Raw genomic sequence first — 14,043 nt, forward strand, 5'->3', positions numbered from 1 at the left:
ATTTAAAATATATATATTAAGTCATTATTTTTAGAACAATTCCTTCTCTAGAATTCAATCGGCGGTTTTTTAAAAATTTGTTATATTCAGGGGTGGGGGTTGTTAGATGTTATTTCGGGTTTCCTCATCGATTGGGGCCAAGATTATTCTGAGTGTGGCTGTTCCAACGGTTTTGATAATAACTGGAATGATATTATTCTATTCAAACCATGAAGAAAGGTCGTTATTAAAACAAAATGAGGCTGCACGTTTAGAAATGTCCGTCAGTGTCATTCATGGCATGAAGTCCATTATGTCTACGGGGACGGCGGCCATTGCGCAAAGATTTGCCGAGGAGTTGAAAAATATTCCAGGGGTCCATGACTTCCGTATTCTGCGTCTCAACGGGTTGGAAGCCTTTCAGGACAACGAAACCATCGAGGCGGTCAATCTTCATCGCGGCAAGCCTGTCTTCGAGCCGCGAAGCGAAGAGCGTGAAGTGCGCATTCTTCCCGCCCAACAAGCCGCTTTACGTCAGGTTCTGACCACCCACGCAATGGTCTCCTATGCCGAAGTGGAAGAGAAGACCCGTCTCCTGACCTTCCTGACCCCCATCCCCAACCAGAGTATGTGCCATCGGTGCCATGCGGGGGAGGATTCGCTACGGGGCATCGTCAAACTGACCACGTCCATGGAACCGGTTTACGCCGCCATCCAGGAGTCCCGCAATCGCGCTTTTCGAATTTTGGCCATCTCCCTGACCCTGATGTTGATGCTGGTGTCCCTGCTGGTGCGCCGCCTGGTCGTGTCCCCGTTGGCCCGGGTGACCGACGCCATGACCCGGGTGGCCGGGGGGGACCTCACCCTTCAGGTTCCACAATTGGGGCGCGACGAGTTGAGTCGCATGGCCGGCAGTTTCAACCACATGATTACCCAATTGTTGCATACCTATACCGGATTTCAGCAGGAGCGCAACAAACTGACAACCATCATTCTCAGTGCCCGGGAAGGTATCGTGGTCACCGATAGCCAGGGAGCGGTGGTGTTGGTCAACCCCTCGGCAGAACGGTTACTGGGAAAAACCGCGCAACGCATTGTCGAAGAAGGATTCTATCATATCCTCGATGATCCGGACTACTTGTCCAGCTATATCGAAAATAACGGTCGTGAGTTGCCGGAGGAAGTGGTTTTCAACGGACAGGTTCTTTCGGTGCATGCCGCACGCATCCAGTCTATCGATGGTCATATCATCGGCTCTGCAGCCCTCATTCGTGATATCACCGAGGAGAAGCGGCTTGAAGAGGAGCTGCGCACGATTTCGTATACGGACAAGTTGACCGGCGTCTTCAACCGCCGTCGCATGGAAGAGTTGTTGATCGCGGAATTCGACCGCGCCACACGCCACGGCTATCCGCTTTCCTTCATGCTCTTCGATGTGGATCATTTCAAGCGCTTCAATGACGAGCATGGCCACGACCAGGGGGACCGTGTCCTGCAAACCATCGGACAGTTGATGAAAGACCACTTTCGTAAAACAGATTTTCCTTGCCGATACGGCGGGGAGGAGTTCTGTGTCATCCTGCCGAGTACCCCCGCAGCCGAACACTCTCAAGGGGCCGTGGCGGTGGCGGATCGCTTCCGGCAGCGCATCGAAGCCCAGGTTATCGACGATCTCCGGGTGACCATCAGCATCGGTGTGGCGGTTTATCCCATGTCCACGGTCAAGGGGCCTTTCGATCTGGTCAAGGAAGCGGACAAGGCTCTCTATCGGGCCAAACGGGCGGGGCGAAACCAAGTCTTTTTGGCGCAAGATTGAACACGATTCTTAAAGGGGGAAAGATGAAATTTATCTCGTTCGTCGGGGTCACCCTACTGTCCGGGTCTCTCTTCACGCTGCAGACAACGGCGGGAGAATTGACTGAAATATATAGCTTATCTCGCGGAGGGCGCCTGTACGACAATTGGATGGTAACCTTGAGAGCCAAACCGCCCAGGGAAACCCATCCCTCCTACCCTTCTTCCGGCAAGGTGAAAGGGAGCTCCACCTGGCGTTGTTCCTCGTGCCACGGTTGGGACTACCGGGGAATGGATGGTGTCGTGGCCCGAGATCTTCGTGCCTGGATGGGTAGGGAGCCGGTCGAAGTGGTCGCCATCCTGCGGGATTCCGTGCATCAGTACACCCCCGAGCGGATTCCGGAGGATGCCGCCCGGGAACTGGCTCTCTTTCTAACCCGTGGTTTGATCGAGCCGGAACGCCATATCGATGTCAGTACGGGGCGTTCTCGCGGGGAAGCGGCCAGGGGAGCCCCCTTCTTCCAAACGATTTGCGCGGTTTGCCACGGTTTGGATGGTCGTAAACTCAATTTCGGCACCGACCGGGAACCCGCCTTCATCGGTACCGAGGCCACCGAAAATCCCTTCGAGGTGTTGCACAAAATCCGCAATGGTCAACCGGGACAGGATATGATCAACCTGCGCACCCTCTCCCCGGAAATCGCCGCCGACATTCTGGCTTACGAACAGACCTTGCCAGTCCGCTGACGAAACTTCTATTCTCCCTCCTGCTGCGCAACGATTCTCTCGCTTCAGGAGTTTTCCATGATCTCCGATCCGCATCGTGCCAGGATTCTGGAAAAACTTTCCAAAGGGGGGGCCAAAGGGGTCAGCCGCAGCGGGCTCGGCATCAAGGCCGGCAGCCCGGCGGCGCTGGCCCTGGCGGCGCTGGAAAAAGAGCGGCTCATCGGCAACCTGGGCCATTCCCGCGCCGCGCTCTATGTATTGGCCATCCATTTCAATCCCCTGGAGCGGGCCTGTCAGCGCCTGGCGGCTCTGGCCCAGCCGGGGCGGCCCCGCTTGTTCAGTCGCAGCCAGTTGCAGACGGCCTTGCCGTTGGGCGCCGTGCGCCAACAACTGGATGCCGCCCTGAAGGTGATGCTGGGTGACGGGGGCCTCATCGCCATCGCCCACGGACGCTACCCCCTCTATCTGCATCGCGCCAGTCTGCCCGCTCTTGCGGTGCCAGCCGGGCCAACCCTCTCTTGGGATGAGATCGTTCAGGGTTATCGCCGCCTGGTCAAACGCGGTGGACTGCTCGATCCCCGTATCGCCGAACTGCATCGCGAATGCGGTTCCCCGCCTTTGCAGACCTTTCGGGAGATGCTGTATCAGGCGTTGCATCGGGGAGAGGCCGTCGCCAGCCTGGGAGATGCCTCTCTCTCCACGGAAGAGGAGCGGGCTGCGGCCCTTCTCATCGACAATGTGCCCCATCTGCGCATTCGTCTGCCCGAAAAATAGCTCCGGAGAAGCCTTCGATGTCCACTGAAACGGCTGGCCGCAATCCCTTCGATCAGGATATCGTCAACGAACCCCGTGAGATCGAACAGGCGGTTGCCGGGCTCAACGATGCCCCCTTGCGGACCATTCTCGACACCTTCTCCCGTCTGGAGGAGGGGGCGCTGCCGCGCAGGAACCGTCGTCTGCCCCACGGACTGCTGGTCACCTCGCCCCAAGCCGGTTACGGCAAATCCCACCTTATCGGTCGCCTCTTCAAGGAGTTGAACGGTCGGGCCACCCTGGTCAACGTGCGTCCCTTCCAGGCTCCGGACAGTTGCTGGAAATCCCTTCTCGGGCACACTCTTCAGGAGTTGAACCAAGCGGATCGCTTTTCGGATACGGCGGGTGAAAACGGCTCCTCCCAGCTCACGGTCTTCGCCCACGGGGTGTTGACCCATCTGCTGGTGCATATCGAACGGGCCAAACGCAACACCTTGAACGCCCGGTATCGCAAAATCCTGGATGAGCTGCAGCAATCCCCCCTGGAGGCCCATCGCTATATCGTCGGCAAACCGGCGTGGAAGGAGGCGGTGCAAAGCCAGTTGCACAATCGTTCCATCTTCTCCCGCCTGGTGGAGGTGCTGGAACAGGGTTTGGCTCCGCTCGCCCTGCACGCCAGTTCCCGCAGCTGGTTGAAGGTGTTGATCGCCTTCGGTTTTCCGCCCGAGGAGAGCCTGTTGCTGCAGACCTGCCGGGATTGGCTCAAGGGAGACCCGGTGGATGCGGAAGAGGCTCGCCTTATCGGCATTGCCCCGGCTGATCAACCACCGTTCGAACGTTCGGAGAGTTCGCTCAACGAAATCTCCCGGCAACGTCTTCACGATCTCTGTCTGCTCTCCGCCTATTTCCGTCCGCTGCTGTTTTGTTTCGATCAGACCGAAACCTACGGCCAGCAGGAGGGGTTGGCTCGCAGCCTGGGGCAGGTGGTGGGCGGGCTGGTCGATTTCCATGCCAACCAACTGGTGCTGTTGACCGCCAACAGCGATCCCTGGCAACGGCAACTGGAACCCCATTGGGAGGTTGCGGACCGGCACCGGTTGAGTATGCCTCCGCTGCAACTGGAGGGTTTGAGCCGGTCCCAGGGCGAGGCCTTGGCCCAGCAGCGTCTGAGCGCAGCCGGAATTTCCGGGGAGGTGGGCGCGAAGGTCTTTCCGGCGGAATGGTTTGCCGAGCTGTTCGCCAAGAATCCCCAACCGGGGGTGCGCACCTTTCTGCAGGCTTGCCGCAACCGGTGGCTGGAAGGGACGCGGCAGGCCTCGCCTCCCTCCGACGATCTGAAGGAGCGCTTTAACGCCATTCGGCAGCGGGTCCGGCGGGATGCTCGCCACTTGGGATACGATGCCGACATCCTGGTTTGGGCGCTGCGCCAGACGACGGGGGCGGTGGCGGAGTTGCTGGCGGTAACGGGCGGTACGGGATATGAAACGGCCTGGCAAACCGCCGGGTTGCGTTTGACCCTGGTTCCCGACGACGGCAACCACTGGAAACACTGGCAGAGCGTGGCCAAACGTGCCACCGAGCGGCATCGCAAGGAGGGGGCCTGCTGGGAAATCCGGCTGCGCTCCCCGGATCTTCTGCCCGTGCCCGGAAAAAATTGGCACGCCGCAGCGGAGGTTGTGCGTCAGGCGGAAGGGCGGGGACTGGTGGTGGCGGTCTTGACCCCCGTGGAGATGGGCCTGATTCACGCTGCCTGGGAGATACACGCCGAATGCGCCGAAGGGGATCTCGCGGTGGATGCGGCCACGGTGGCCCGTTTCATCGCGGCGGAGTTGAGCCCGATTTGGCAGCGGATTTTGAGTCGGATCGTGTCGGCCCCCGCACCGCAGCCTTCTCCGGAGGAAAACACCCCGTCGCCGGGAGAAGGGATTCCGGAGCCCCCTCCAACCCCATCGCCCTTCACCGGGAAGGAACCCTCCGACACCCTTGCTGCGGGCATTCGCAGCTGTTATGCCCGTTTCCGTCTGGAGGTGATCGTCGGCGAGCGGGTGGAAGCCCCGCAACTGGTCAGTTATCGTCTGGAACCGGGGCCCGGTGTGACCATCGCCTCGCTGATCAACCGGGAGGTCGATCTACAGGTCCATCTCCGTCTGGTCACCCGGCCGGTGCTGCGTCCGGAAGCCGGGGCGGCGCGTCTGGAGTTGCCGAAGGAGAAGGTGGATCCGGTCAACTGGTCCCAGTGGAAAGAGTCCATGGCGGCCCGAAAAGGATCGTTGGTCTTTCCCGTGGGGGTGGGGGTGGACAACCGCCTGATCGTGGCGGATCTGGAGGATGTCAACCAGTGCCATCTGCTGGTGGCGGGAACCACCGGCAGTGGCAAAAGCGTTTTCCTGCAATCGCTGGTGGCGGCGCTGATGGGACGCAACCGTCCGGAGAGTCTGCGGATGACCATCGTGGACGCCAAGTATCTCAGTTTCACCCGTCTCAAAGGATCCCATTTCCTGGCCCAGCCTGTCATCGGCGAGACAACGGAGGCCATGGCGTTGTTGGAAAAGGCTGTTGAGGAGATGAATCGGCGTTATCGTCGCCTCGAAGCCGCCGGCTATGAAAGTCTTGCGGAATGGCGCGCCCGGAGTGCGGATGCTCCACCGTACTGGGTCTTCCTGTTCGATGAGTTCGCCGATATGGTTCTGGGGGATGCCAAAGAGAAGAAGGCCTTCGAGAAACTCGTCTCCCGATTGGCGGGAAAAGCCCGTGCGGCGGGCATACATCTGGTCCTGGCCACCCAGCGACCCGATGCCAGGGTTGTTACCGGTCTCATCAAGGCCAATCTGCCTCTCCGGGTCTGTTTCAAGGTCGGGGATGCCACCAATTCCCGCATTGTATTGGATCAAATCGGCGCCGAGGCTCTTCTGGGCAGGGGCGATCTGCTGTGCAACCACTCTTCGGGGCTGTTGCGCGCCCAGGGACTTTACATCACCCCGGAGGAACTGGAGCAACAGTCCGGGCTTCAACTTGGTGAGAAAAGGGGATAGAGTGTGCCCTTCCCGTTTCCCCTCTCGATAGGGTGTTGTGTGTCATGAAGAGCCGTGCCCGTTCCCATCTGTTTTTGCCTGCCCGTACTCTGGCGGCACCGCTGCCGAACTGGGAATACCATGCCCACTCCACCTGGTCGGACGGACGCTCTCCCTTGAAGGAGATGTGCAAGGCCGCCCGTCTCAAGGGGGTGAAACGGCTGATCTTCACGGAACACACCGAACCCGAGCTGGTGCAGTATCGCGATTGGTTCGTGGAGTATCGGGAAGAGGTTCACACCATGAGGGAGCAGTTTCCCGGCATGGAGATTCTGGCCGGGTTGGAAGCGCCGGTGGTTGATTTCGCAGGGAATATCGGTTTGGATGCCGTTCAGGAGAGGGAGGCGGAATTCATTCTGGGCGCGGTGCATACCTATCCCGGAACCAGTGTGCCTCATTCCGAAATGCCGCCGGAGGAGGCCATTCGCATCGAGTTCGAGGCGAGTCTGGCCCTGCTGTCCAATCCGAGGGTGGATGCCATCGCCCATCCGGGGGGTATTTGCCATCTTTATATCACGCCGTTTCCCATGACCCTTTTCCGGCGCATCGTGCAGGAGGCGGTGTTGCAGGGGGTGGCGGTGGAGTTGAATCCGGCTTATCAGGATCCCATCGAGCCCTGGCTGGAGATTTGTCGGGAGGAGAATGCCCTGATTTCGCCGGGTTCCAATGCCCACTCCCTGGCGGCGGTGGGACTGGCGTGGCGGAAGTTGACTCAGGCTCTGGCGTGATCCGTTGACTTTCAGTCCTCTAAGTATCAAAAAAAGAAAATGTTCTATCCTTTGACTTTAGTCTTTTATGTTATTTTTTAATAACAAACAAAAAGTCAAAACATTTTCTTTTTTTGATATTTAGAGGACTGAAAAGAATAAAATCTCAAAATTGTCCGGGCAGGAGTCCTGCCCGGACAATTGACCTCACATCTTGCTGCGCTGGGCCAACACCACCCGTTTCCCGGCGGGATTGGGTTCGGATACCAGACCATCCTGCTCCATCTTCTCCACGATGCGCGCCGCCCGGTTGTAACCGATCTTGTAATGACGCTGCACCATGCTGGTGGAGACCTTGCGGGTGCGAATCACCAGAGCCACAGCCTGGTCGTAGATCTCGTCGTATTCGTTGCTGTCGCCGAAACCGCCGTCTTCGTCCTCTTCGTCGCTGCTCTCCTGGGCCAGCAATACCTCCTCGTTGTACTGGGGACGCCCGGTACCCTTGAGGTATTTGACCAACTGGCCCACTTCACTGTCGCTGACGAAGGGGGCGTGAATACGCAACAATTGCACCGTGCCCGGCGGTTGATACAAACCATCGCCCATGCCCAACAGCTTCTCCGCACCCATGGAGTCGAGAATGGTGCGGGAGTCGATGCGGGAACTCACCTGGAAAGCCAGCCGGGTGGGGAAATTGGCCTTGATCAGACCGGTGATGACATCCACCGAAGGCCGTTGCGTGGCGATGATCAGATGCAGACCCGCAGCACGCGCCATCTGCGCCAGTCGCGCAATGGCGGGTTCGACCTCCTTGCCCACCTGGATCATCATGTCCGCCAGTTCGTCGATGACGATGACGATGACCGGCTTCTCCTCCAACGGAATCGGCTCATCCTTCTCCACCGGCACACCGGTTTCGGGATCGAAGCCCACCTTGACCCGCCGCGTGGGACGCTCCCCATTCTGGCGACATTGCCGGATGCGGGCGTTGTATCCCGCCAGATTGCGCACACCCATTTCCGACATGACGCGATAGCGCTCTTCCATCTCGGAAACCGCCCATTTGAGCAGCGTCGCCGCCTTCTTCACATCCGTGACCACCGGGGCCAGCAGATGGGGAATGCCCTCGTAGATCGACAACTCCAGCATCTTGGGGTCGACCATCAGGAAGCGGACTTCGCTGGGACGGGCGCGGAACAGAATGGAGCAGATCATGGCGTTGACCGCGACCGACTTTCCGGAACCCGTCGTGCCCGCCACCAGCAAATGAGGCATGCGGGCCAGATCCGCCACCACGGGATTGCCGGTGATGTCGGATCCCAGGGCGACCGTCAGCGGAGAACTCATCTCCTGGCAACGGGGGGACTCCAGAATGGTGCGCAGATAAACCGTCTGCCGCCGTTCGTTGGGAACCTCGATGCCGATGACACTCTTGCCGGGAATATTGCCCACCACCCGAACCGACAAGGCCGAAATGGAACGGGCCAGATCATCGGCCAGGCCAACCACCTTGGAGGATTTGACACCGGGGGCGGGATCAAGCTCGAAAGTGGTCACCACCGGACCGGGGGTTTCGTTGATGATTTGTCCTTTGACCCGGAAGTCGAAGAGTTTCTGTTCCAACAGGCGGGAACGCTCCGACAAGGAGAGAGCGTCCGGACCGATGGGTTCGGGCGGAGCCTTCTGCAAAATCTCGATACTCGGCAGCGGTTGTTCCTCTCTTTGATACGGAGGGGGGGCAGGGGAGAGCAGCAGATCCTCGTCCTCCTCGTCCTCTTCATCCGAAACCGAATCCAAGTCCAAAGAACGCGGGGAGGAAAGATCTGCGGAATCGATCCGTTCCCCATCTTCCGTTTCCTCTTCTTCGTCCTCGTCGTCTTCTTCGTCCTCGTCGTCTTCTTCGTCCTCGTCGTCTTCTTCGTCCTCGTCGTCTTCTTCGTCCTCGTCTTCTTCGTCCTCGTCTTCTTCGTCCTCGTCGTCTTCTTTGTCCTCGTCTTGCGGATCTTCTTCTGCAACGAAAAGGCGATCGAGTCGGGATTCCGGTTCATCGGCCAGCACGGTCCGGGGGGCATCCTCTTCGACGGTGGTTACCCCCGTGTCATCCTCGGCGATGAAGAGTCGGGGAGCCGGTTCCTCCTCCGGTTGGACTGACGGCGGGGCGACAGCAGGGAAATCCTCATCTTCCCGGATGGGCAGAGGGGTCAGGGTTTCCACATCCCAATCCAGGGATCGTTCCTCGCCCAGGGGTTCGAGATCGGTCTCATCCACTTCTTCGCTGCTGAAAAGGGAGAGGCGAGCCTCTTCCACACTGTCTTCGAAGGCCTTCAGACGCTCCCGCAGGGTTTCCACTTCGGCTTCGTCGGCGGGAACGGTGGGTTCCGGATAATCGATGGCCTGATCGGCGGGAACGGTCACCAGTCCGGCCAGATCCATGCTCTCTTCCACCGCATCCCCGACAACCGGGGCCTCTCTCCAGGAGAGTTCTTCCGGCAGGGGGGCGCGGCGGGATGCCTCGGCCCGGAAATGGATGGGGATCTCCTCGATCACCCGGGGCGGGATCACCGGGGCGGGTTCCTGAACGACCGGGGCTTCCCAGACCGGTTGCGGCTCCGGGAAGAGATCCAGACCGGGGGCATCATCCAACACCGGTTCATGACGGGTGTCGAGATCGAAATCGGGTTCCACGGGTCTGGAGACCGGTTTGTCCAAAGAGACCGGCTTGCGGGAGAAAAGGGAAATCCCTTCCCCCACGGGAGCGGTTGTGGGAGCGGGAACCTCGACCTGCTTTTCCGGCGCATCCCAGGTTTGCAGGGGGATGGACGTTTCGGCCTTGGGAGCCTGTTTGGCAGGGGCCACGCGCTTAACCGGTTCGACCATCTGTGGAGGAAGCGATTCGGGGATATCCTTGCTGACGTTACCACGAGGGCCTTTGCGGGGAAGCAGAAAGCGAAAGAGGCCAAAAATACCGAAAACGACCGCCAGAAGGCCTGCGAAGGCCTTGCCGACGAAGCCGAAGAGTTTGCCCACGGAGAGCAGTCCGCGCCAACCGGCGGTACCGATGGTTTCCAGGGTGCCCACAACGGAAAAACGGGTCAGGACCATCAGGGCCAGCAGGTTCAAAGGCACCAGCAGGGCGACGCTGCCGAGGAGGCCGAATGACGGGGTCATGAAGGCGGCGCCCACCATGCCCACCAGCCCGCCGGGTCCCGCCGGCAGCAGGGATACCGGGGTATAGGGGAACATGAAGGTGGTCAGGATGCAGGAGGAGCCCAGAAAGACCATGAAGGCCAGGATCCGGTCCCACTGCATTCTTACGTCCCGTTTGCAGAACATCTGATAGCCGAGCATGCCCACTATCAGAGGGAAGAGTACCGTGCCGTAGCCGAAGAGTTGAAACAGGATATCCGACAGATGGGCTCCCGCCGATCCGGCGAGGTTTTTGACCGCGTGGCTGCCGGAGTGGTTGAAGCTCGGGTCGGTGCGATGATACGAGCCCAGGGAGAGCGCCATGAATACGGTGGCCCCGAGCAGCAGGAGTCCCAAACCCTCCTGCAGTTGGGCCAACCGGTTGCGAATGGCCTGTTGCCGGGCGGCTCGAACACGATTGGTACTGGCACGTCGACGCGGGGCGGTGGTCATGGTGGCCATGATCAGTCAATCTCCATCATCATGGGAAGCACAACTGGGGTCCTTCCCAGTTGCTTACGAAAGAAACGACGCAAAGCACGTTGGGCCAGTTCCCGAGGTCCGGCTTCTTCATCGGCTTTGAAATCCATGGCTCGCGGTCCGGCCTGAAGGGCATCCAGCACGGCTTGACGGGCCTCATCCAGAAGTTCCTGGTTTTCCTCTTCGAAGATCACGCCCCGGGTGGTCAGGGTCGGGCCGCTGATCAACTGCCCGTGGCTGAAGGTCATGGCCACCACCACCAGTCCCTCTTCACCCAACAGACGGCGTTCGCGAATGACGATGTTGCCCACATCGCCCACACCCTTGCCGTCCACGAAGATGCGCCCCCAGGGTACGGCGTCGACCAGGCGGATGCCCTCGGCGTCGAGTTGCACGCAATCGCCGTTTTCGGCGACCAGGGTACGCTCCGCCGCAATACCCATCTCGATGGCCAAGGCCCGATGCCGGTGCAGATGCTGGGTTTCGCCGTGGATGGGCATGAAATAGCGGGGCCGGGTCAGGGCCATCATCAGCTTGAGGTCCTCCCGTGAGCCGTGGCCGGAGACATGCACCTCGCTGACGGCTTCGTGGATCACCTCGATGCCGTTTTTCATGAGGAAGTTGATCAACTGATGGATGGTGCGTTCGTTGCCGGGAATGAACTTGGAAGAGAGAATGACGCAGTCGCCGGGGAGCAGCGAAATCTCCTTGTGTTCGCCCGAGACGATGCGGGAGAGGGAGGAGTTGGTCTCCCCCTGACTGCCGGTGGACAGAATCAACACCGAATCGCGGGGATATCTGTTGAACTCTTTGATATCGATAAGAATATCGGCGTCGGCCTGGAGATAGCCCAAGGCGCGGGCCACCTGGGTGTTGCTCACCATGGAGCGCCCGTTGAGGATGACCTTTCGTCCACACATGCGGGCCACTTCGATGACCTGACGAATGCGTTGGATGTTCGAGGAGAAGGTGGCCACTACCAGCAGGCCCTTGCGAGTCGGAAAGATCTCTTCGAACGATTGCCGCACCACCCGTTCCGAGAGGCTGGAACCATAACGTTTGACGTTGGTGGAGTCGGAGAGGAGCGCCAGTACGCCCTCTTCGCCGTAGCGGGCCAGGGTGTAAAGATCGGAAATGAAGCCGTCCACCGGGGTGTGGTCGATCTTGAAATCGCCGGTGTGGATAATGGTGCCGACAGCGGTGGAGATGGCCAGGGCCGCTCCGTCGATGATGGAGTGGGTGACCCGGATGAACTGAACCGAGAAGGCACCCAGAGAAATGGTTTCGCGGAAATTGACTTCGTTGAAGACCCCCTCCATGGGCAAGCCGTGTTCCTGAAACTTGCCGGCCAGAATACCCAGGGTCATGGGTGTGGCGTAGATGGGGGCCTGGATGCGGGGCCAGATGTAGGGCATGGCTCCCAGATGGTCTTCGTGGCCGTGGGTGAGGACGAAGCCGGCCACGCGCTCCTTGTTTTCCAGCAGGTACTGAAAATCGGGAATGATGACATCCACGCCAGGGGTGTCCGGTGTGGGGAAGGTGATGCCACAATCGACCACCATCAGGGTGCCGGCATATTCGTAAACCATCAGGTTCATGCCGATTTCGCCGAGGCCACCCAGGGGAATGATCTGAATGGAGGAGGGAGTATTGGCTGTATCAGACATCCGTGTCGTATTTCTATGTCAAAAGGGGATGGAGGACTATTCCTGTTCCGGTTCGTCAGGGTTTTCGGCTGCAGCGACTTCCCGGGCTTGTCGTTTCCGCTCGATGCCTTTGCCCAGAAAGATGGAGATTTCATAAAGGGCGAGCATCGGGATGGCCAGGGTGACCTGGCTGATGGGGTCCGGAGGCGTCAAAACGCCTGCCACCACGAAGGTGGCCACGATCTGGTAGCGTCTTTTGGCGATCAGGGTTTGGGTGGAAAGCAGTCCGGCCCGGATCAGCAGCAGCAGCAGTACCGGCAACTCGAAGGCGATGCCGAAGGCGAAAATCATGCTGGTGACCAGATCGAGATACTCTTCCACCGTGGGCAGGGCTTCCATGGTGGGGGTGGAAAAGCCCAGGAAGAAACCAAAAGCCAGGGGAAAGACGAATTTATACGCCAGGGCGCCACCGGCGAAAAAGAGCAACGGTGTGGCGATGAGAAAGGGCAGGATGGCGCGTTTCTCATGGCGATAGAGGCCGGGGGCGATGAAGCGCCACAGTTGCAACAGAACCAGCGGGGACATCAGAAAGATCGCAGCCAGGAACGAGACCTTCATGTAGGTAAAAAAGGCCTCGTGAAGCCGGATGAAGATCATTTTTGCGTCCGGCCCCATGATCTGGCGCAAGGGTGCAACCAGGAAACCATAGATTTGATCGGCGAATTCGAAACAGACGAAGGCGCAGACGATGATGGCACCGATGGAGATCATCAGCCGGTTGCGCAGTTCGATGAGATGTTCTACCAGGGGGGCCTTATCGCCCGGGTCCTTGAGCATGGCGAATCACGATCCTTGTGGGGCCTTGGTGGTGCTGTCGGCGGATTGGGTTTCGCCGGTTTTGGCGACTGCCGTCGGGGCTTCCGTTTGGGGAGGAGCGGGTGGGTTCGGCTCCTCGAAAATGGCGGTGGGACGCACTTGCGGGGGCGACATCGATTCGAGTTCGTCGAGGCGAATGCTGTCGCGCATTTCGTTGACCAGCCGCTGCCCTTGGCGGACTACCTTGGCAACACCACGAATAACTTCCGGCATTTTTTCTGGACCGATCACCACCAAAGCGACAATGGCGATGACCAAAACTTCACCCCAACTCATGCCAAGCATTGCGGGTCATCCTTTGCCCGATTGCAGGCCAAGACAGTGTCGATGACGACTGGATGCTATCAGGCGTCATCCTTCTTGGCGGAACCTTCGATGGTTTTGGGTTCCGTGGCGGGTGGGGTCTCTTTTTCGTCCATGGCTTGTTTGAAGCTTTTGACACCCCGTCCCAGATCGCCCATGACCTTCGGCAGTTTTCCGGCGCCAAAGACCACGAGAACGATTACCAGAATGATGAGCAGTTCACCTGTTCCCAAACCGAACATGGTTCTCTCCCTTAGAGATTAAGCAAGAATTAGGCCATCTTTGAGAAGAAAAACGACTTTTACTCCGCAGCCCAGGCTTGCATTGTAGTCCAAAGCCTTCCACCAATACCAGACTTGAAGATGAAACAATCCACCCGGAACAGTTTATCTTTCCCGATTCGCATCTGTTCCGGAACCTGCACGGCGCGGCGTGACCGTATCAACAGCGCAAGGACAAGTCCCTGGACGCTAGGGCGTGTTGACATTTGCCAGATTTTGGTTCCTGGCAAGGCGCAAGACG

General features: G+C 59.1%; 10 protein-coding genes. 5 read left to right on the plus strand and 5 right to left on the minus strand.

The genetic code is table 11. The features are described 5' to 3' along the window. The first annotated feature begins 292 nt into the window (after positions 1–292). The 5 genes from HQL56_12245 to HQL56_12265 all read left to right on the plus strand — a co-directional run bounded on the left by HQL56_12245 (position 293) and on the right by HQL56_12265 (position 7,051). Positions 293–1,795, plus strand: coding sequence for a diguanylate cyclase (locus HQL56_12245; GenBank protein ID MBF0310287.1), 1,503 nt, complete (start codon positions 293–295; stop codon positions 1,793–1,795). A 149-nt stretch (positions 1,796–1,944) separates the two neighbouring features. Beyond that, positions 1,945–2,520: a cytochrome c gene (locus HQL56_12250; protein ID MBF0310288.1), complete on the plus strand. Its 576-nt coding sequence runs from the start codon at positions 1,945–1,947 to the stop codon at positions 2,518–2,520. A gap of 57 nt (positions 2,521–2,577) precedes the next feature. Continuing rightward, positions 2,578–3,273, plus strand: coding sequence for a hypothetical protein (locus HQL56_12255; protein MBF0310289.1), 696 nt, complete (start codon positions 2,578–2,580; stop codon positions 3,271–3,273). A 17-nt stretch (positions 3,274–3,290) separates the two neighbouring features. Further along, positions 3,291–6,284, plus strand: a complete 2,994-nt coding sequence (locus HQL56_12260) for a hypothetical protein (protein MBF0310290.1) — start codon at positions 3,291–3,293, stop codon at positions 6,282–6,284. Positions 6,285–6,328: 44 nt separating this feature from the next. Further along, positions 6,329–7,051 carry a PHP domain-containing protein gene (locus tag HQL56_12265; GenBank protein MBF0310291.1) on the plus strand — a complete coding sequence of 241 codons (723 nt, stop codon included), beginning with the start codon at positions 6,329–6,331 and terminating at the stop codon, positions 7,049–7,051. A gap of 186 nt (positions 7,052–7,237) precedes the next feature. Here the strand turns inward: HQL56_12265 and HQL56_12270 are convergent, their stop codons facing one another. From HQL56_12270 to tatA, 5 genes are read right to left on the minus strand one after another with little or no spacing between them, the layout of a single operon-like run. Next, a complete protein-coding gene (locus HQL56_12270) occupies positions 7,238–10,678 on the minus strand; it encodes a DNA translocase FtsK 4TM domain-containing protein (GenBank protein ID MBF0310292.1) in 3,441 nt (1,146 codons plus the stop codon). Between the two features lie 2 nt (positions 10,679–10,680). Beyond that, on the minus strand, positions 10,681–12,363 hold the full coding sequence (locus HQL56_12275; protein ID MBF0310293.1) for a ribonuclease J: 1,683 nt from the start codon (positions 12,361–12,363) through the stop codon (positions 10,681–10,683). 36 nt (positions 12,364–12,399) lie between these two features. Next, complete coding sequence (gene tatC, locus HQL56_12280) at positions 12,400–13,179, minus strand: twin-arginine translocase subunit TatC (protein MBF0310294.1); 780 nt, start codon at positions 13,177–13,179, stop codon at positions 12,400–12,402. Between the two features lie 6 nt (positions 13,180–13,185). Beyond that, a complete protein-coding gene (locus HQL56_12285) occupies positions 13,186–13,503 on the minus strand; it encodes a twin-arginine translocase TatA/TatE family subunit (GenBank protein ID MBF0310295.1) in 318 nt (105 codons plus the stop codon). A 59-nt stretch (positions 13,504–13,562) separates the two neighbouring features. Further along, complete coding sequence (tatA, locus tag HQL56_12290; protein ID MBF0310296.1) at positions 13,563–13,763, minus strand: twin-arginine translocase TatA/TatE family subunit; 201 nt, start codon at positions 13,761–13,763, stop codon at positions 13,563–13,565. Positions 13,764–14,043 lie beyond the last annotated feature (280 nt).

This window comes from Magnetococcales bacterium, assembly GCA_015231925.1.
Taxonomy (GTDB): Bacteria; Pseudomonadota; Magnetococcia; order Magnetococcales; family JADGAQ01; genus JADGAQ01.

Coding starts and splice junctions, on each gene's coding strand:
- HQL56_12270 (MBF0310292.1), bottom strand. CDS start 10,678: ATGGCCACCATGACCACCGCCCCGCGTCGACGTGCCAGTACCAATCGT.
- HQL56_12285 (MBF0310295.1), bottom strand. CDS start 13,503: ATGCTTGGCATGAGTTGGGGTGAAGTTTTGGTCATCGCCATTGTCGCT.
- HQL56_12245 (MBF0310287.1), top strand. CDS start 293: ATGTCTACGGGGACGGCGGCCATTGCGCAAAGATTTGCCGAGGAGTTG.
- HQL56_12255 (MBF0310289.1), top strand. CDS start 2,578: ATGATCTCCGATCCGCATCGTGCCAGGATTCTGGAAAAACTTTCCAAA.
- HQL56_12260 (MBF0310290.1), top strand. CDS start 3,291: ATGTCCACTGAAACGGCTGGCCGCAATCCCTTCGATCAGGATATCGTC.
- tatC (MBF0310294.1), bottom strand. CDS start 13,179: ATGCTCAAGGACCCGGGCGATAAGGCCCCCCTGGTAGAACATCTCATC.
- HQL56_12250 (MBF0310288.1), top strand. CDS start 1,945: ATGGTAACCTTGAGAGCCAAACCGCCCAGGGAAACCCATCCCTCCTAC.
- HQL56_12265 (MBF0310291.1), top strand. CDS start 6,329: ATGAAGAGCCGTGCCCGTTCCCATCTGTTTTTGCCTGCCCGTACTCTG.
- HQL56_12275 (MBF0310293.1), bottom strand. CDS start 12,363: ATGTCTGATACAGCCAATACTCCCTCCTCCATTCAGATCATTCCCCTG.
- tatA (MBF0310296.1), bottom strand. CDS start 13,763: ATGTTCGGTTTGGGAACAGGTGAACTGCTCATCATTCTGGTAATCGTT.